Annotated in this window: 9 protein-coding genes and 1 pseudogene; 7 read left to right on the top strand and 3 right to left on the bottom strand. The window is 31.2% G+C overall.

Going from position 1 to position 20,622, the window contains the following annotated elements:
* The first annotated feature begins 18 nt into the window (after positions 1-18).
* The 7 genes and pseudogenes from ACJBCC_RS04350 (at position 19) to ACJBCC_RS04320 (ending at position 16,663) form a co-directional block, all read left to right on the top strand.
* Positions 19-5,274 (top strand): sigma 54-interacting transcriptional regulator, encoded by a 5,256-nt coding sequence (locus ACJBCC_RS04350; protein ID WP_407556498.1) that lies wholly within the window; start codon positions 19-21, stop codon positions 5,272-5,274.
* Between the two features lie 19 nt (positions 5,275-5,293).
* Positions 5,294-6,358 (top strand): DUF4238 domain-containing protein, encoded by a 1,065-nt coding sequence (locus tag ACJBCC_RS04345; RefSeq protein WP_407556497.1) that lies wholly within the window; start codon positions 5,294-5,296, stop codon positions 6,356-6,358.
* A gap of 299 nt (positions 6,359-6,657) precedes the next feature.
* Complete coding sequence (locus ACJBCC_RS04340; protein WP_407556496.1) at positions 6,658-9,798, top strand: hypothetical protein; 3,141 nt, start codon at positions 6,658-6,660, stop codon at positions 9,796-9,798.
* A 7-nt stretch (positions 9,799-9,805) separates the two neighbouring features.
* The gene (locus tag ACJBCC_RS04335; RefSeq protein WP_407556495.1) at positions 9,806-14,251 is read left to right on the top strand and encodes a DUF6443 domain-containing protein; all 4,446 of its coding nucleotides are present in this window, start codon (positions 9,806-9,808) and stop codon (positions 14,249-14,251) included.
* 16 nt (positions 14,252-14,267) lie between these two features.
* Positions 14,268-14,702 carry a hypothetical protein gene (locus ACJBCC_RS04330; RefSeq protein WP_407556494.1) on the top strand — a complete coding sequence of 145 codons (435 nt, stop codon included), beginning with the start codon at positions 14,268-14,270 and terminating at the stop codon, positions 14,700-14,702.
* Between the two features lie 659 nt (positions 14,703-15,361).
* The gene (locus ACJBCC_RS04325; RefSeq protein WP_407556493.1) at positions 15,362-15,919 is read left to right on the top strand and encodes an REP-associated tyrosine transposase; all 558 of its coding nucleotides are present in this window, start codon (positions 15,362-15,364) and stop codon (positions 15,917-15,919) included.
* Between the two features lie 187 nt (positions 15,920-16,106).
* Positions 16,107-16,663: pseudogene (locus tag ACJBCC_RS04320) on the top strand (REP-associated tyrosine transposase).
* A gap of 30 nt (positions 16,664-16,693) precedes the next feature.
* Here ACJBCC_RS04320 and ACJBCC_RS04315 read toward each other — a convergent pair.
* Genes ACJBCC_RS04315 through ACJBCC_RS04305 form a run of 3 tightly spaced genes read right to left on the bottom strand, consistent with a single transcriptional unit; the run spans position 16,694 to position 20,587 of the window.
* Positions 16,694-17,206 (bottom strand): hypothetical protein, encoded by a 513-nt coding sequence (locus tag ACJBCC_RS04315; RefSeq protein WP_407556492.1) that lies wholly within the window; start codon positions 17,204-17,206, stop codon positions 16,694-16,696.
* Positions 17,199-18,401, bottom strand: a complete 1,203-nt coding sequence (locus tag ACJBCC_RS04310) for a hypothetical protein (protein WP_407556491.1) — start codon at positions 18,399-18,401, stop codon at positions 17,199-17,201. Before ACJBCC_RS04310 ends, ACJBCC_RS04315 begins: the two co-directional genes overlap by 8 nt.
* Entirely contained in the window at positions 18,401-20,587 is a 2,187-nt protein-coding gene (locus tag ACJBCC_RS04305) for a type II secretion system protein GspD (protein WP_407556490.1), read from the bottom strand. The genes ACJBCC_RS04310 and ACJBCC_RS04305 overlap by 1 nt, the downstream gene beginning before the upstream one ends.
* Positions 20,588-20,622: the final 35 nt, after the last annotated feature.

Raw genomic sequence — 20,622 nt, 5'->3', positions numbered from 1 at the left:
CTATAACTTCTTTTTGGCATGGCAAAAAAACCTCAATCATCTGGCATCAGAAAAACTGCAACTTCTAAGCAGACAGGAGGAGGTGGCTTCGTTTTTGAAGATAAAGTGTCAGCATGGTTTATATCTCATTTTTTAGCAGATAAGTATCCTTTTACTTTAGAGATTGGAAAAATTAAAAGAATCGATTATCAAGTTAAAGTTGATGGGTGGTTATTAGAGGACTTATTAATAACGACAGAAGACAGCGATGGTATAGAAATAAAAATCCCAATATCTAGTAAAAGCAATATTCAAATAAATAGTGAGGGACCAAACAACGAATTGTTAAGCGACATTTGGAATGAATATTTAAATATTGCTTCTGATGTATTTGATTCATCAAAGGATTACTTATGCATTATTAATTCAAAATTACATCCTAAAGTATCTAAAGGCTTGAATAGTTTAATTAGGTTTTCTAAAGAAAATGATGCTAAATCATTACATCAGAGAATCAATCAAGAAGACCAGGCTTTCTCTAAAGAATTAAAGAAATTGTACAAGGGTTTCTACTGTCCTTCAGATATTGCTCAAACCAAGAATATTGATGAAAGTGAAACCGCGAAAATTTTAAGTAGGATTCTATTAGTAGAATCTGATTTTGAAGATGCAATTTCTATTCATGAAAATCAGATTATTGAGATTTGTAATAATTGTTTATTGGAGCCTAGTGATATTGCCGCGCAACAATTGTACAAAAATTTGTGCGTTATAAGAGGAGAGTTAGCTCCATTGTCGGGCTTTTTAGATTATCAAAAATTAATTAAGAAGCTTAAAGATTATTTTCAACTTAAAGGGTTTACAAATCATAGTAGCGACTGGAGTAAAATACATGAAATAAGTATACTGAAAATTGAGTCTATACAAGATAAAATTGGGAATAAAGTTAGTTTTTCAACTTTGAATGAGTTGGAAGATATACATAGACTAATTCAAAATAATGAAACGGTTTTTATTCTTGGAAAATCTGGTTATGGCAAATCAGTTTTAATAAAAAAATATATTCAACAAAGGCTTAATTCAAGTGATAAGTTTATATGGATTGATGCTCAAAGCATACAAAACCAAAAGTTAGAAGGTCATTTTGGAATACAACATAGCTTAACTGACATCTTTAATAAAGTTCAACAGTCTAATTGTTACCTATTCATTGATGGTATAGATCGGTTTTTTAAAGAAGCAGAACTCAATTTAATTTTTCCTATACTCTCAGCGGCTAGTAATTCCAATTCTCTATGGAAAACGGTATTTACTTGTCAAATAGAAGATTATGAAGATGTTTTAGATAGGCTTCATACAATAAATATGACTTTAAATATAGTTGATTATAAATTAAAAGCAAATACACATCGTTATATTTCTCAGATTAAAAAGCATTTTCCCATATTATCAGACTTATTTAAACATAACCATTTAGCTCCGATTTTAAATAATTTAAAATATTTAGACCTATTAGCTTATAATCTAACTGTTAAAACAAGTTTAACAGATGATGATGTTGTAGGGGAATCTACTATTATCGATTGGATTTGGAAAAAAGAAATCGATTCAACTGGAGCTTCTTGTTCAAGATTTATTCAAGATTTTTCTGAAAAACAAGCGCAAAAATTATCCGTAAGTATTCCTGTTTCAGATTTTAGTATTTCAGATATATCTCCACTGGATAAATTAAAAGAGGGTAAGATTTTTGTTGAAATTGAAGATCGACTATATTTAACGCATGATTTATTTGGTGATTGGGCTAGATATAAACTAATCCGTGCAAATAAAGATAATTTAAAACCATTTCTGCTTACTAAAGATTTGTTCTCGCCACTTTGGTGTAAGGCTATAAGGTTATATGGAATATATCTCTTGGAAAACAATAGTGATGCCTCAGAGTGGATAAAGTTATTTGAATCACTAACAACTTCCGAAGCGAATGAGAAAATAATACAAGACTTACTTCTAGAATCAATTATTTTTTCTTCGGGTATATTTTCGCATTTAATGGCTCTTTGGGATTTTTTCACTCAAAATGAGGGTCATCTGTTTAACCGTTTTCTAGACCAATTTTTGTTAAAGGCGACCTTGCCTAATAAGAATGTGTTAAAACTAGCTGAAGAAATTGGAGGATATAGTCTCGCTGAGGCATCCACATATAGTAGAACACCTAATCATTTATATTGGGGCGATGTATTAAGTTTTATTCATCTCAAAAAAAAGGATATTATAAATATATCTAGGAAGAAAGCTGCCACGATAACTAGAATGTGGTTGGAGTATACACCATTAAACTTTCTGCATAGAAAAGAGTGTTCAGAAATAGCATTGGATATTGCTAACTGGATGTTTGAGTTTAAACTCAACCGTGGCTATGTTAAAGATGATGTTGATGAACATATTTATGCGGCTTTTTTAGCAGGAATCAATGAGTATCCTGATGAAGTTATTGAATTAGCACTAAAATTGTGCAAACGTATTAAAGTTGAAAAGTCAGAAAAAAAGCAAAACAAACATTCTAACTCTATTAGAGGAAATGGTTCTCTTTTTGCAAATGCTAAAATTAGAGACAGGATACAATGGCCAGATGGTCCATATGAGCGAGTAGATGTTGCCTTCGAAAAGATATGTATTGATGAAAATGCACTGAGTTTTATTATTAATAGTTTTCCTAATAAAGCGAAAGAGATACTTCTTGCACTATTTATTGAAGCTCCTAAAGAGATTTCTTTTGGATATGGACACGACTATAATCTAGATGTAAATGAGCCACGTAATTGGTTCCCACCTTTTTATACTAGAGGGCCCTTTTTATATTTCTTAAACCATCAACCAATAGCCGGAGTTGAATTAATTGTTTCTTTAATAAATTTTGCTACAGAACAATGGACTAATTCCTACAGACATAATAACGTAGAAATCCCTAAACTATCTTTTATCTATAATAAGGAATCGTTAAACTTTGTTGGTGATGAGAGAGTTTATTTCTGGTTTAGAGATGCTAATGGTGCGCCTCATAGTATTGTCAGTGCCTTAATGGCACTTGAGAAGTTTTTATATGACAGGGTTAATTCTAACGAATCAATTGCTGAATATGTCAATCTAATTTTAAATAAGGGCAGTTCTGTTGCATATTTTGGGGTCTTAAATTCCATTGGAAAATATTCAAGCAAATTATATTTAAGTGAGTTGAAACCTTTGCTTCAGGTTTCTAATTTTTATGAATGGGAAAATTCTCTAGATTATGGTGGGCACAGTATCGAAGGTCACCAAATGATTGGTTCTAATTTTTTTAGTAAATCTACATGGGATTTGGCAAAAGAATGGCATTTAATGCCACATAGAAAGACCTCGATTCAAAGTGTATCTCTATCACTATTCTTAAATAATGAAAATCTACAAGATTATTATATTTCAATAACTGACTCTTGGAAAAAAGCATTGACTAAAATTCAATCTGAAGACAATGACGATGTGTATTTAAATAAGTTGATTTCTTTTTATAATCATAATAACTATAAGTCTATAGAGCATAAAGGTCGTTTTTACTATGATTATATAGAACCTGAACATTTAGTTGAAAAATATAAGAATGTAAGAGAACAATTAAGCGAGGGCAATGATTCTTTTAATTTCCCCGTTAAGTGTTTTCAAGAGTTAAAACAAGAGAAAAAATATTCGCTTGAGGATTGTGAAAAATTATGGGAAAAAATAGAGGCATATTCGAATATAGAAGATGATAATCCTTATTATCGGATGTCTGGAAAGCATCAATTAGTGATGGGGGGAGCAGCAATTTTAGTATTAAATAAAGAAATATGGATTGAAAGAAATCCAGATTTTTTAGAATGGATAGTTGAATATATCGTCAGTATGCTAAAAAATTATTCACTTGATATATCAAAAATGCCTCAAGCTGAAACAGGGTATTCATGGTCACAGTTTACTGCTAATATTTTAGTGATGTTGTGGATTCCTGATTTAAGTAATAAGCAGTTAAAAAGACAAATAGGTATTCTATTAACTAAAGCTCGATATGATACGATACAATTATTATTTGTTTTACTTTCTAAATATCTTAAATGGTCTGATGAAAACTTTATAGAAATCCAAAATTTAGCAATACTTTGGAGTACTGTATTATATAGAGATTATAATTCTACTCAAGTGGATAAAGTATCGGATGATGAAGAGTTTAAACTAGAGAAGCATCGGGATAGGCTAATAAAAGAATTTGGAGATGATAAAATAAATAAGATTTTAATAGATTGGTCTGAATTACGATTAATTGAACCTAAGGAAAAAAGAAGAGGTCGGCATTATGATGATATGACACTGGGAAATAAGCCTGGGATTGATCTAGAATTGTTACAACATGCTTTTAGTTCGATGCCTAAAATTCACGAAGCAAATGATAAAGAGAGAAAACACCTTTTGAATCTCTATAAACAAATCGCAGACCAATTAGTATTTGAGCTTGGGGATATTGATGAAAATTTAAACTATCAAGATGACTTTCCAGATAAATTCCATTTATGGGCTCTGGAAAACATATCTGACTTGGTTTCACAAATAAAACCCACAGACACGATTAAGGCAGAGTACTTTTGGAAGCAAATTTTGCAATACGGTCACTTCGCAAGCTCTTGGGTAATTAAATTCTGTTTTTACTTTTTTTTAAAAAATATAGAAAACAAAGAAAACCATAACAATTTCTTTAAGGAGTGGAAACTAATGATTGCCTATACCAATGATTGTGTAACATGGAGTTATGCACATGGAAGAAGATATAGACAGAATGAAATTTGGGATTCTTTAATGTGTTTGTCAGATTCAATGACTGAATTATGGAAAACCCCTGACTACTTAGACTTCTTTAAAAAAGTAATTACAGAGGATATTCAACTGATAGATAAGAAATCTAATGGTCAAGAGATTATTTACAAGCTACTACTTATTTTGCAGACAAAACCAGGTTTACATGTTCTTCAACAAGGAATTGCTATAGTTGATAGGTATTTACGTTACAGACAAGTATTAGATAAACTAAAAGTCTCAGATGGTTTTGTAAGAGTAGATTTTAAGTATGAGGACACAATGGCAAAAACTATGTGCTTTCTGTGGGAAAACCATAGATCTACGATAATTAATAACGTTTTAATTTTAAATGGATTTAAGCAAATTGTTTTATTTTTAGTTGCCAAACAAAACCCAATAGGAATAGAATTGCAGAGCAGGATTATAATGCACTAATTTAAATTTGTTTTAAATCATGCCAGAATACAAAAAGCAACATTACGTACCAAAGTTTTATCTAAGATTTTTCACTGTAGAAGGTAGTAATAAGTATATAAAACTTTGTATAAAGGAATCACGACAAATTATTCAGAAGGTTGATTTAGAGGGGCAAGCACAAGAGTCTTATTTTTATGGTAAAGATTTAGAAAGAGAAAAATGGTTTGGTAATATTGAAGATAAAACAGCAGATGTTCTTAACAGAGTAATTCAATCGAGGTCCTTACCAAAAAACAAGTCTGTTGATTATTATTGGATTTGGACATTTATGCTTCTACAAGCCTATCGCACTAGGGCAAACGCTGATGAGTATAACGAAATGGTTGATGTATCTTTAAAGACAGTAATGAGATTTGAGCAACAATTTGCCAATTTTGAATTTGATAAGCACTTCTTTGCCTATGATGATGCAATTGAAAAAAGTCTAAGTATACTTCTTAAGAGTTTACCAATAATGATGGACATGCAAATCAAACTTTTAGAGAATAGAACTTCAAAAGAATTGATAACAAGCGATAACCCAATTTCAAAATATAACCAGTTTTTAGAGTTTAGAAAATTTCCATATAGTCATACAGGTATAGCAAGTAAAGGTCTACAAGTTTTTTATCCTATAGCCCCAGATTTAATGTTAGTCATGTATGATCCAAAAGTATATAAAATAGGAAATAAAAAGCAGTTTAGTAATATCCTTATGAATGAGGAAGATGTTAAAAACCTTAATAGACTAACCAGTTTACATGCAAATAAGACACTTTATTCAACTGATAATGTCTCAGATTTCCAATTTGAACAAATTCTTGAAGGCTCAAATAAATTTGAAGCACAAAGAAAGCTCAAGACTAGGCAATTTAATCCCGTACCAATTGATGGTAATACCGAATCTATTGTTGTACAAAATTACCGTACACCATATATGATTAAACTCAATTTATCATTTGTAAAACAAACTCAACATGCTAAATCATATCAATTGTCTGGTTACTATGCTGAATTAAGAGATGAGCGATATCGAAATCCAGAAAACAGACCAACATTTTAATCAGCTGGACTTATATTAAGTATAATATTTTTTTATTAAAGCTAGCTTATAACTTTAAGGTTAGTAGAGTTTTTGAATTTCTCTTTTTTGAAAGACAATTTGTTGGTCATGTTAACTTCTTATCACTAGAAGAGCATAATATAGTTCTAGGTGACATTCATTAGGCTGTAAAGGACCACTTAAAACCATACTAAAAGTAAGGTTTTACCTTACTTTTAGTATGGTTTTAAGAGTCTGTTTCTGTACGTTTTAGCTTAGTTTTGTAAGAAATTAATACTAAGTTTATAATCCGAGACACCATGAACAAGCTTAAATTTTTATTGGCGGTTTTAACGCTCACACAATTTCATATCTCTATTGCTCAAGATGATTATTATGGGGACAATCTAAATTCTAATATTTACAAAGCTTCTCAAATAATGGGAAGTCCAACAGTTCAACCACCAGATGTAGCAGCTTTTCAAAAGGGTACATTTGTTCCTGTATCAAACTATACAGGTAGAGCCAATATTAATATTCCAATATATCAAGTGGTAGCAGGCTCTATGAGTGTGCCAATTTCACTGTCTTACAATACATCTGGTGTTAAAGTTAATGACATGGCTTCTAATGTAGGTTTAAATTGGAGTTTAAATGCTGGAGGTGTTGTTTCTAAAATAGTAAAAGGCATGGATGATTTTTATTCTCCTGGACCAATTTCAAATAATTCTACAGGAACATATATTACACCATCTGGATGGTTAGGTTGTTTAGCCCCTTTTGTTAGCTCAACTCCAGAACTAAATAGGTATAATGACGCTGAACCAGATGTTTTTTCTGTTAGTGCACCAGGTTTATCAACAAATTATATTCATAAAAGGCATTATAGTATTCTTGACGATAATGGTTTTATTTTTCTTAACGGTTCTCCAGATCCAATTGAATTAGAGCATCAAGGGAATTTAATCAATGAGACATTAGGGATGGTTTCGCTTAATTATTTGAGTGATTCTACAGGAAGTGATATAACAACAAGTAGATTTGGAATTACTAATTTAGATATAACTTCATTAAATGGTATAAAATATAGCTTTGGTACACCTGATTTGTCAAGGTTCCAAAGCGCTTTTGATACTTTCCTCTCATATAAGTTTGAATCTTTTAGGTTAGATGAGATGTTTGACTCAACCACAGGTCAAACGATAAGTTTTGAGTATGAGCAATATTCAAATTATTTTTATGATGATATAGATTCTAAAGTGAATTCTTATGGTGGTGGTACAGATTTATCAAATTTAACATCAAGAGATAAAAGTCATACAGTATACCCTGTGACTCAGAGATTAAAGAAAATTATATATCATGGAGGCGAAGTAGAATTTATTTATGGCTTAGATAGATTAGATAACACAGGTGATAAAGCTTTAACTGAGGTAATAGTAAGAGATGTTAATGATGTTGTAGTAAAACATGTTAAATTAGATTATGATTATTTTCAATCTTCAATAGAAAGTAATACTCCTCAAAGTAAACGTCTTCGATTAGATAGAGTATATGATGTTAATCCATTAAACTCATTAGAAGAACTTCCAGGTCATGTATTTACGTATAATACTACCGTAGAAATGCCGCCTCGTGAATCTTATGCTCATGATTTTCTTGGTTACAGTAATGGGTCTTATAACAGTTCAATAAGCAATCCAATTCCTAAATATTATTTTGAAAATAATAATATAACACCATTTTATAGCAGTAGTGCTATTGTATTACCTGGTAATTTTTCTTTAGAGGCAAATGAAAATCATGCAAAAACATACACTTTAACTTCTATTCAGTTTCCTACTGGAGGAAGTAATTCATATGAATACGAACTTAATACATTCAATTATTATGGTGAAAGACAAGGTGGTGGGTTGAGAATTAAATCTCAGAGTATAACAGATGGCAACGGGTTTGAGCAAATTTTGGATTATGAATATAATACAGGAACTATTGGGAGGATGCCAGACTACGCTGTTTTTAGGTTAAAAAACAGAAACTGGAATCCTTATAGCGGTCCAAGCTCATTCTCTGAGCTTACAAGTTATTTTGGGATAGACACATTTATGACACCTCAATCTCAAGTAGAATTTAATAACGGTTCCTTTGTAGGTTATAGTTTAGTTAAAGTTAGAGATAGAGTTGCTAATGGTTATACATCCTATTTGTATTCAACAAATGCTAATTTAAGCTCGACCAAAACTTTTACTAATTCGAATGCATATAGTAATGCATGGAGCATTATTAGTAGCCCTTCATTGTTTGTTGATTTGGATTATAAAAGAGGCAAAATTAGATCAGAGATAGTATATGACCAATCTGGCGATATAAGGTTTTCAAAAGAATATAATTATACTCATAAGGAATTTACACATATACCCTTAGATTATTTAAATAAAGCTTCTACGTATAACACATGGGGATGTTATAATTCTGATGGATCTATATTTCGTCCAGATTACCAAGAGGGTTGTGGCGCTTACAAAGAAGTGATTAATTTACCTATAGCAAGACACTTATTAGAGTCTGTTGTTACTAAAGATTACGCAAATGGTTCTAATGAGCAACCAATAGTAACTATGCAAAAGTATCTTTATGATGACCAATATCCTTTAGTAATTCAAGAAAGTCAAAGTACTTGTGATGATACTACTCAAGATGGAGATCAACTATGTTTAGAACTCAATTACGAAGGATACGATTATCAAATGGTTAAGCAAATTGTATATGCAAATACCACCACTTCCGATCAATCTTTAAATATACCTAGCATTAATCATTTACCAAATATTAATGAGTTGATTACTCAAAACAGGTTAGCCACACCACTAAAGGTTGTTTTTAAAAATCGAGATTATACTGTAATCGGTGAAGAAGAACATCATTATAAAGATTTTGGAAACAACATTCTTGCATTGGAAAAAATTGAAACCTTTAGTAAAACAGGTTCAGTAACTCCATCTGCGGTAATTACGCGTAGAGATGCTAATGGAAACATAATTGAATATCAAGATAAGAGTGGTTTGTATAAAGCCATAATATATGGCTATAATTATATGTACCCAATTGCTATTGTTGATGGTGCAACATACGACCAAGTAAACACGATGCTTCAAAGTGAATTTGGACAAAGTTTATCTTATGTAATAGGTTTATCAAATGCAGATACAAATGATAGCACAGAAGATACTTTAAGGTTATGGTTAAATAAAATGCGAATTGCAGTTTTAAATCAATCTCAAGAAATAAGTAATGTAGTATCATATACTTATGACCATATGACAGGCGTAACAAGTATTACCGATGAAAGAGGTGAAACAGCGTTTTTCGAGTATGATGATTTTCATAGATTAAAATTTGTCCGAGATAAAGATCTCAATCTTTTAAGTGAAAATGAGTACAATTATAAACTTCAAAACTAATAAAGACATGAAAAAGTTACTATTAAATTTAACAGTAATACTAATGTCAACGATAGCTTTGGCTCAAACGACATCAGAGAACTATTCTAAAACTACGATATATCAAACAGAAACAACGGATGGAAGTGTAGCAGATGATTTAAAAAATGAAAGTATTATCTATTATGATGGATTAGGAAGACCAATTCAACAAATTGCAGTAAAGCTATCTCCAAACTCTAAAGACATAATTAATCATATAGAATATGATGAGTTTGGAAGACAGTCAAAACAATATCTTCCTTATGCATCTACAGACTCTAATTTCGGAATGTATAGAACTGATGCACTAGCTAGAACTCAACAGTTTTATAACACTTCAAAATACGAAAACACTCTAAACCCATACAGCGAAACATTTTTTGATGGGACACCACTTAACTTAGTTGTGGAACAGTCTGCTCCTGGTAATGATTGGTTAGAAGGAATTGCAAATGAGCACACGATAAAAAATGAATATAAATTAATGTCTAATGATGATTTAGTGAGGTGGTTTAAAGTACAGTACTCATCTACAACTAATACAAGTAATCCCTCTTTAATATATAATGGGTATTATGAAGTAGATGAATCTCAAAATAATTATAGACCTCCACTATATAAATTCATTACAAAAAATGAAAATTGGAATATCTCTGATGGTGATGATAACACTACGCAAGTTTTTAAAGATTACAGAGGAAGAACATTATTAAGTAGAAGTTTTGAAAATGGTGAAACTCATGACACTTATTACGTTTACGACGATTTTGGGAATTTAGTATATGTAGTTCCACCTTTAGCCTCCGATCAAATAGTAGATGAAGGAGATTTAGGGTTTCGTGTGGCTTCCCAAACCAATTATTCATGGATTAATTTGGTAGAAGTAGATAAAAACTTTGCAGAAGAATACAATAAAAAACTAAGTGATTATAACAACATAGATATACTTAATGCAGATATAGAAAATGAATATAATGGACAAGGCGGTTTTACTGTGACAACATTTGCAGATAGCGAAGCAGTAACATTAAATATAAGTTTTTCTGCAACAAACGCATTTGCATTAAAAGAAGGCGTTTTAACATCACTCAAAGATTATGGGAATTATAAAGATACAGAACTTGGTCGCATTGAGGGAGCAGATTTTGTATATACTTTTATTATAAAAGGAAATGAAATAATTATTGAAAAAAGCGGAATAGGAAAAGGGGAATTTAGTGCTATTAGTCAAAATTTTAATAGTAATATTAAGCTTTCATATTCATATAATTACCCATGGACTTCTTATGTGGAGGTAGATCCAGAGTTTGCCGCTGATTATGAAAAACAATTAGAGGTTTATCCCAATAGTGATATTCTTAATGTCAATTTACAAAACTCATATGGAGGACAAGGAGGTTTAAATATCTCTATAGATGAAAACGATATAGTTACCTTAAATATAAATAGTTCTTTGTCATCTTCTTTAGCTTTAAAAAATGGCATTGTTGCATCCTTAAATATGAAACGATCTATTATCGATAGGGAGCTTGGAAGTATTTCTGGAAATGGTTATTATTATACATTTTCTATTCTAGATAATAACCTTTTTATACGAGGTGAAGGTGAGGTAAGTATGATAAATACAGTAATGACAACACCAAATCCAGCAACAGTTAACAGTGCCAGTGTTGTAGGTTTATGCTATAAATATATTTACGATGATAAAAATAGAATTATTGAGAAATTAACTCCTGGAAAAAGTGCAGAGTATGTGGTTTATGATAGATTAGATCGACCAATTATGACGCAAAATGGATATCAGTCTGTTCAATCCCCAAAAGAGTGGAGTTTTATAAAATATGATGCTCTAGGTAGAGTGGCATATACTGGCGTAATTAAAACTAATAGCACTAGGTCCATTATACAGAGTAGTCTAAATACAAGCACCCTTAGTTTGTTTGAATCAAAAGCTAGTACTCCTATGACTTTTAGTACTGATCCTAATTCTCAATTATACTATACAAATAACGCTTATCCAAATACTGGTGATATTTCACTTCATACAATTAATTATTATGACAATTACAATTTTGATACACAGAGCCTCCTCTTAGCGGATAACACATCAGTTTTTGATGATGCAATAGATATGAATACAAAGTCACTGCCAACAGGTAGTAAAGTAAGGGTTTTAACAACAGATTATTGGACTACTTCAATCACTCAGTACAATGATAAAGCTCAAGTCTTATATGTTGCAAGTAAAAACGATTATTTGAATACCACGGATTTTATTAAAACAGATTTAGATTTCTTAGGAAAGGTTTTGGAGACTGAAAGCTCACATGTAAATGGTGGAAACAACGCGATAACAACCGTAGATCAATTTACTTACGATCACGCAGGCCGTAATATGACACATACACAAACTGTTGATAGTAATTCGGAGGAACTGATAAGCTCAATAACTTATGACGAATTAGGGCAAATTGAAAGTAAAAAAGTAGGAGGAGAAGCTTCTAATGACCCTTTAAATTCTACAGGTTTACAAACTGTAGATTATAAATACAATATAAGAGGTTGGCTTAAAAGTATAAACGACGGTCTTACTTCAAATAATGATCTTTTTGGATTAAAGCTTAATTATAATAACCCAGAGCAAAATAATACAGCCCTATTTAACGGAAATATAAGCGAAATATTTTGGCAAACAGCTAATGATAATAAACAAAGAGGTTATGAATATAATTATGATGCACTTAATCGTATAAAATCAGCCACGTATCATGGGAATTATGAACTAGAAATGGCATCTGGTGAATTTGAAAATTATAGTTTATCTGATATTACTTATGATAAAAATGGCAATATATATAGTTTAAAGCGTATGGGACTGCAAGTTGCGACTAACCAAATAGATGTTATAGATGACCTAATATATAGTTATGCACCATTAAGTAATAAATTATCCGACTTAACAGATTTAGCTTCCGAGGATGGTTTTAAGGAAGGTAATTCACAAGGAAATGACTATCTTTATGACAATAGTGGTAATATGATTAAAGATTTAAACAAAGGTATTACTAATATAGAATATAATCATTTAAGCCTACCCATGTCTATTGATATGTATAGCCCAAATTACACTAACGATGGTATTAACGGGAATATAAAGTATGTTTATGACGCTACAGGTGTAAAATTAGAAAAACGAATATCTACATATTTTTATAAGAGTATTACTGATGTGACAACCACAAGATATTCTGGTAATTTTATTTACGTAAAAAACGGAAACCTTGAGCAGCCTTTTAAATTAAGTTTTTTCAGTCATCCAGAAGGTTATATTGAACGTAATGGTAGTGGTTATGATTATGTATATCAATATACAGACAATTTGGGTAATGTTAGATTATCTTATAAAAACATAGGTAGCGAATCTAACCCAATTTTAGAAATAGTAGAAGAAAACAATTACTATCCTTTTGGTTTAAAACACCAAGGCTATAATAATGTAGTCACTTCATCTAGTTTAGCTCAAAAATGGAAATACAACGGAAAAGAATTTGAAGAAGCTTTAGGCTTAAATTTATACGAAATGGACATGAGGCAATATGATCCTGCGATTGCCCGTTGGACCTCTATAGATCCGATAACGCATCACTCTATGAGTACATATACCGCTTTTGATAATAATCCTGTATTTTGGGCAGATCCTAGTGGTGCAAATTCAACTAAAAGTGATGATATTGATAAAGATGATAATGCTGAGTTTGATAAAAAATGGGGTTCAACAACATATTATGGAGGCAGTGCTAGTTTTGATGGCAATGGTATTAATGTTTCTGGTTATGCGGAAGGGGCAGATATTGGAAGAAATGAAGATGGGGAAGTTATTTATGTAACTAACGGAGAGCTAGAGGTATTTTATCATGGAGAAGATGGAGAAGAGGATTTAGTATTTGAAATAGGTTATATCTTTGCTGATGATGAAACCCCAATTAAGGTTTATCGAAATGTTACTTCTAACTCAGGTGCTGATACGAATTGCCATGGAGTTACTTTTGCTGATGGAGATTTTTGGATAAATCCTGCTCAAGTGCCTACAATATTAAAAGGTGATTCCTACGTTGAAATTCAAGAAGGTGATATGAAAACGGGGGATATTATATTTCAACACGATCCTGTGAAAGAGACAAAAGGAAATAATCATTTCGTACATAGTACTACTGTAACTTGCACAGATGGAACTTACGAAAATACTGCTTCGATTGGTTTAGGTGGAATGGAAATAACCACTATTGATCAGCCAGTACCTGTGACGCTTCATAAAATGACAAAGTCATTAAAGGTTTGGTTAAGAAATATGACCTTCAGAAAAAGTACTGATGATAAAGTATTTAATCAATCTCAAATAGAAAAATTAAAAGAATCAGTTTATGGTAATTAGTTGCAAATATAAAATTTTGATAATTGTTTTTTCGTTGTTAAGTTTAAGTTGTAAAGAAAAGAATGATAAGTTTGGATATGCTGATAATGTTCTTGATTATAAAATAGTTGATACTAATGAACAAGTGAATTATTTGCTTGGTGGTTTAGTTCTATCTGAATGTGAGACGGTTAGTATTAATAACTGTTTGTTTGATTTATGTTATAATGACAATAAGGATAGAATAATTTCTATAATTTGTAAGGATAAACTGTATTCTACAGTTGAAGGAATACGAGTTGGGTCGTCTTTGCAAGAAATAAAGGGTGTTACCAATAATATAGTTACTTCTAAAGATGGTTGGAAAAATGTAATTGAAATACCTATTTCAAAATGGTCTGCAGTTTTTGATTCTAGAATAAAAACTTCAGATTCATCAAAGGTAAAATTCTTATATTATGAACCTATTTGAAATAAAGAAATAGGTAATGAATTATACATTTACATCATAAGAAGTAAATGTATAAAGATCCTAGAAAGTATAACTTGTCAGCTACTGATAGATGGGGTAATGCTAGTTTTCAACTAGTTACGAAATGAGTAATTAAAAAAAAGCTGTAATTTGAAAAGTCATGACCTTGTTGCTAGCCCAGTAGGTATGAAACACTGGTCCTTGAAATCTTTAGCTGCCGCATGTTTGTAACTAGTGACTAAAGGGTAAGAAATAAATAGAGTAAAAGCTAAAATGATAAACTTTATAGCTTTTGTTTTATTACTTGTAGAAATCTGGTTTTAGCTATGTCGTTTGTTTAGTTGACCATAAAAATTTGATATTGGAAAAGTTTAAAATATAGTTAAGCAATCTTTTTAAACTTATATAATTTAAAGAAATAACTACCCGAAACTCCGAATAAAAACCCTAGCCTGTAAATAAAACTTCCCACTTCTAAAATTCTTCTTCTTCCCCCAGCTACCGCTAGTTTATAACTAGTGGCGAGTATGAGAGCAACACAAAGCTATGATATTTTTCATGGCTTTGTTCTTTGCCATAAGATTAATAATGTAGTTTTTTTACGGCCACTAAGCACAGCTTAGCGGTAGCAGTCATAAGTTTTTATTATTTTTAAGGCTATGAGTAGAAACTACAAATTCCATAACAAAGCAGGTTTGTATTTTGTGAGCTTTGCTACCATAAATTGGATAGATGTATTTACAAGACAAATCTATTTTGCTATTTTAACAGATAGTATAAGTTACTGTAGGGCAGAAAAAGGAATGGAGTTATATGTTTATTGTATTATGCCAAGCCATGTGCATTTTGTGTTTAGATCATCAAATGATGATCCTTCAGGTCTGCTTAGAGATTTTAAAAGGTATACTGCAAAGAAAGTTATAGAAGCAATAGTAAACAATCCAATCGAGAGTAGAAAAGAATGGTTGCTCTGGATGTTTAAGCGAGCAGGCAAAAAGAACACAACTACAAGTAAATACCAGTTCTGGCAACACCATAACAAACCAATAGAATTATGTAGTCACCATGTTATTAAACAAAAAATAGATTATACCCATAACAATCCAGTAGAGACTGGTTTTGTAACCATTCCAACGGAATGGAAATATTCAAGTGCTAGGAATTATAATGATGACAACACGGTTTTAGAGATAGATAGCACTGGGTTTTTAGGATAGCTTTTTAAGCAATAAAACCCCAGCTACCGCTAGTTTGTAACTAGTGGCGAGTATGAGTAATCAACACAAAGCTGTGATATTTTATCATGGCTTTGTTCTTTACCATAAGATTAATAATGTAGTTTTTTTACGGCCACTAAGCGCAGCTTAGCGGTAGCATTTATAAGTTTTTATTATTTTTAAGGCTATGAGCAGAAATTACAGATTCCATAACAAATCTGGTCTATATTTTGTGTCCTTCGCAACGGTAAATTGGATAGATGTTTTTACAAGGCAAATCTATTTTGATATTTTAGCAGATAGTGTAAAATATTGAGAGCAGAAAAAGGCATGGAGTTATATGCCTATTGTTTTATGCCAAGTCATTGTCATTTGGTTTTTCGTTCATCAAACGATAACCCTTCAGGATTACTTAGAGATTTTAAAAGACATACGGCAAAGAAAGTTATAGAAGCGATAGAAAATAATCCGCAGGAGAGTAGAAAAGAATTACTACTATGGCTATTTGAAAGAGCAGGCAAAAAGAACGCAACCACTACCAAATACCAATTTTGGCAACACCATAACAAACCAATAGAATTATGGAGTGACCAAGTTATCAAACAAAAAATAGATTATGTCCATAACAATCCAGTAGAGACTGGTTTTGTAACCAATCCAACGGAATGGAAATATTCAAGTGCTAGGAATTATAATGATGACAACACGGTTTTAGAGATAGATAGCACTGGGTTTTTAGGATAGCTTTTTAAGCAATAAAACCTCACTTTATCTTTACCCATAACTCCGCAACAAAACCCTAGCCTGCAAATAATACCTACCACTTCTAAAATTTTTCTTTTTTTCAAAATGCAAATTAATAACCTCACCAAATTTGGTTTGTTGTTCTAATTGGTGGATTAGCTGATTAATAGCATTATAATTACCTTCCAAAACAAATTCGTAAGTTTTAATTGTAAGGTCATTTTTAGTAATGGAGTGAGGTTCTAAAAAACTAACGACTTTAAGGTTGTTGTCATTCGCAAATACATTAATAACCTTTAAAAGATTATTTTGAATGGAAGAACCATCCAATTGGTATTTGGTTAGTAGGGAATCGTAATACACTTCTTTTTGTTTTAATAATGATAATTGTTTAGGCGCATTTTTAAACAATAATTCTTGTGACTTCAAACTGTTATATTGTTTTTTTTGCTCTAATGTATTGCTTATTGCCAATTGATGGCAGAGTATTAAGGCAACAACAAAACCAATGATTAACGCTATGTTCTTCTGTTTCTTACTCATTGCTCAAAACTATTTTAATGCGGAAATCGGATACACTCGAGGCAGTTGAGCCATAATCAATAATCTCCACCTTATCTATCCAGTCTTCCTGTTCTAAAAGGGCTATCCATTTTGAAAACGCATCACTATCACTTGATGCGCCGGAAACACTTATACTATTACGCTCTAATTCAATAGCTTTATCTACTTTAATCCGTTTTAATAAGGGCTGATAATTAAATTCTGAAAGCAAAATAGATTGAGGTAAACTTTGCATAATTCGATCACAATAAAACGAGCTTTTTGATCCATTACTTTTTAATAAATCATCAACCATTTTCTGCTTTTTTGAAACTATTTCATCGAGTTTAAGGATTTGACCTTTGGTGGATTGATTGATTTCGGAAACCTGCTTTAAATCATTAACCTTATTAAAATATTGATTAAAGAAAAAGAAATTAACGAGTAGAAGTACCAAAATGAATAAACCTCCAAGTTTTAAGAACTGAGAAAAAAAGCGAACTTGTTTAAAATCGTTTAGTAAGGCTGATTTTTTCTCTTCAAAATTTGTTTTGGTAGTACTATTTTTTAGTACCCCTTGTAAAGCAGCTGAAAATGATAAAATTTGATCATTAGACACGGTTAAACCATTAACATCATAGTTGTTAGGTTCTACTTCATCTTTTTTAATTTGGACAATATAACTGTCTTTAATAGTTGTTATAGCATTTGATGTATGAATTGTTCTACTATTTGTAAATGGCTTTACTGAAGAAATAATTGTATTGCCAAACGATATATCAATTATATGAATGTTTTTCTCTGAATAATCTTTAAGTATCGATTCTATATAGTCTATTCTGCATAGTGAAATAAAATGAGTATTGTTTTCCGAGAGTACTTCGAAATAAAAGTCATCTAAATTGATGTTAGGAAATGCCTTGTAAACATTTTTTAAAGCATCATTTTGTTCACTTTCAATAGTTTTAGAAAGTACTTTGTCGGTATTAATAACGAGTACAACATGTTGGTTTTTAGAAAGTTTTTTAGACGCTTCTTCTGTAGTTTCAAATTTAGCAGCTAATTCTATGTTCAGTTCATTTTTAGACTGTTTTAAAACACATAGTTGCAGAATATCCCTACCATTACTGGAATAATGCTCAATACCACAAAACCGGTTTCCATATTTCAAATAATTAAGTATCTTATCTAGCATTAATAAATAACTGTTGGCTTAATTAAAACTGATAATTTAGATTTTCTAGCCGTTCTTGTTCGTCTGCTGAATAAGTATTTAATTATTGGAACTCTAGCTAAAAATGGAACACCTGAGCCTGAATTACTCTTATAGTTCTCTTCTAGACCTCCTAGTATAGCTATGTCCTGATCTTGCATTCTAATAATAGACGTAAAAGTTCTGGAGTTTATATCTGGTGGAGCATCTTCAGCAATACGAGCTCCAAAACTAGATTGAATAACACTAATATCTAATAAAACATGACCATCACCAGACACTGAAGGTTTTATGGTTAAGCCTAGTTCTGCTTCAATGGGAACATAATTTACAATCTCATTGGTAACAGGGTTTTCAACACCAATGATGTTTCGGTCTGTAATTGTATAATAAGATGTCTGACCATTAGAGAAATTTGCGCGATGTCCATTTAATGTTGCGAGCTTTGGAGTAGATAATATTTTAAAATCACCATTGGTTTCCATTGCTTTTATGGTTGCAAAAAAATTAGGGATAACTTTACCTATATTAAAGCCGCTAAAGTCATTAAATCCACCAATTATTTTATTAACAGTTTGGGCTCCTAAAGTTAAATCAGTACTTGGATAGACATTTCCTTGCGTAGTAACGGCGTCTTCACCGATTCCCCATTCAACACCTGTGTCTGTCGTAGAATTTCTGTTGACTTCAATAATCATAACTTCGATTAATATTACAGGTACTGGTTTGTCTATTTTATTAATAAATGTTTTAAATCGATTTATTTTTGCACTAGGGCCCGTAACATAAAAACTGTTGAGCTCAATATCAGTTTTAAATTCTAGTCCTTCTTTTATCTCTTCAGGAATAATACTCAACAAGTCCGCATTACTTGCGTTTGAGTTGCCAAAAGTTGAATTCCCATTGTTATCATTGTTTTGAAAGTTAGAATTACCTCTGTTTTGGTTTGAGGAATAGTTATTATTACTATTTGGTTGGCCAATGATATTGGTGTTTGTTCTAAAGTTATTATTAAAATTGTTGTTCATTGAACTTCCACCTTGTGGATCTGATAATAGTTCTACAGAGCGGTATTGCAAATAAACAATTTCAACATTACGAACACTCAACTGTTTTTCTGTGCCAAAAAAGTAAACGTTGCCTTCTTTTTTAAACGTAAATATATTATTGATGTCTCCTGAATTATTCTGAGTGTTATCAGTCTGTCGGGTTGATGTGTTATTAGAAATGGATGGGGTTTTTGAACTAGACTCAAATATTTTAACTAATAAATCATCGAAGCTAATATGTTCTGTTTTAAAAGTTATTTCTCCAGCTTCACTAAGTGGTGTTGCTGTAAATATATTAATGTTAAGTTCATTGCCTATGTCATTAACGATATCTGCAACTAGTGTATTAACAAAATCTACTTCAAGAATTTGTTTTTCAGAATCTAATATTTTAAAATAGAAATTTGAATTCCGACGTCTTATTGGTCGTTGCCTTGGTGGATTGGAGGTATCGGCATTTGCAATAACAGTTTCTGTATTGTCTTCAAATACAAAAAAGCCATCTTTAGATTTTTCTACGTAAAGGTTGTTTGAAAACGCTAGTTTATCCATTGCAGCTTCAAAAGGAATATTTTGAATATAAGCTGTAATTACTCTATTTTCAAGGCCAGGAGAGAAAACTAGATTTTTTCCTGTTTTGTCCATAATTCCTTTAAATAAATCATACAATTTATCCGCTTTAGCGTCAAATGAAATCGTATTGTTCTTTTGATTATAAGATATTGGAATAACGCGTTCTTCTGGCGCTTCCGGCACTTTTTGGTAAGACTTTACTGAAAGAATACTTCCTGTAAAATCGATAGTTAAATCGTATTCCTTACATAGATAGACTAAAAGATCTGTGACAATTACATTAGGAAATTTAGGTGAAATGGAAATTTGGTTGAGTTGTTGGGATACATTCAAATTTAACTTATGGACTTCAGCAATAGCAAGTAAGAAATTAGAAAGTGTAATATTGTTAATGCTTACTTCTGTCTTTAAGTTTTCAGTTAGTCCAGCATTTTCAGTTGATAAAGCCGTTAATTGATTCCTGATTTTTTGAATACGTTGATCTTCCTTTTGTGCAAAGACAAAAGTGAAATTAACTAGTAATAGTATGTATAATATTTTTTTCATGTCGCTTTCCATTATGTTGGAAATTATTTCAATAA

The sequence above is a fragment of the Winogradskyella sp. 4-2091 genome (assembly GCF_045765065.1).
GTDB lineage: Bacteria > Bacteroidota > Bacteroidia > Flavobacteriales > Flavobacteriaceae > Winogradskyella.
The sequence above is the reverse complement of the archived record's forward strand: the minus strand, read 5'-3'. Positions and strand labels throughout refer to the sequence as shown.